A 1,115-nucleotide genomic window follows, 5' to 3' on the forward strand; every position below is an offset into this window, starting at 1 on the left:
CAGCGAGACCGCCTACACCGTGTTCAATGCCGACAAGTCGCGGGTCGAGGTCAACCTCGCGGTGGCCGGGAAGGCCTATACAAGCCAGACGATCTCGTACGATGCCAACGGCAAGGCTTTCGAAACCGACCGCTTCCAGGGCAGCAAGCTCGTGCTCAGCACGCGCACCGAGCCGGACGGTACCCAGATCGTCAAGAGCTGGACCGCGACGGGCGAGTTGACCCTGAACCGCCTGGCGGGCAGTGGCGCCCTCATCTCCAGCGAACGCTTCGACGCCGACGGCACCCGGGTCTACGCGGAGATGCGCAACGCCGACGGCTCGCGCGAGACCCACTCCTACGATGCCGGCACCGGCAGCGAGACCGCCTACACCGTGTTCAATGCCGACAAGTCGCGGGTCGAGGTCAACCTCGCGGTGGCCGGGAAGGCCTTCGCGACACAGCACCTGACCTACGACACCGCCGGAAAGCTGGTCGAGGTGGTCCGGCATTACGACAGCGCGAACAAGGTCCTGGCATTCTCGTCCAGCACGCACACGGACGGGTCGTCCGAGGTGCACAACTACGATACCGCCGGGCGCGAGACGTCGCGCACCATCACGGCCGCCGATCACTCCCGCGACGTCGTCACGTCGAGCTACCTGGGCACGTCCCCGGTCGCCAGCACCGTGCGGCAGGATCACTTCGGCGCGACTGGGCAGAAGCTCTGGACGGACGTGACCGCGTCCGACGGAAGTCACGCGATCACGGCCCTGGCGGCGGGCCAGACCCTGGCGGCGCATGCGGGCGTGACGGACGTGTTCACGAGCTTTGGTGCCGACACGTTCGTGTTCTCGGCCGGCTTCGGCAAGGACGTGATCAAGGGCTTCCACGCCGAGACCGGCCCCTTGCACGACATCATCCAGATCGACCACGTCCTCGCAACGAGCCTCGATCACCTCACGATGCGCGACGTCGGCAAAGACGTGGTCCTGACCTTCGATGCGCACACGACCCTGACGCTCACCAACGTCCACGCGGCTCAGCTCGACGCACACGACTTCCTCTTCGTGTAACGCGCACCCTTACCGACCCACCCTCCCGAACCGCCAGCAGGCCGCCTCAGTGTAGATGGGG

The 1,115-nt window shown here is 66.4% G+C and carries 1 pseudogene; it reads left to right on the plus strand.

The annotated features are described in order from the left end of the window. Positions 1-1,054 (plus strand): annotated as a pseudogene (locus AC6EUL_RS22835) (hypothetical protein); the annotation flags it as partial. Between the last annotated feature and the right edge of the window lie 61 nt (positions 1,055-1,115).

The sequence above is a fragment of the Methylobacterium sp. 001424705 genome, assembly GCF_059816145.1.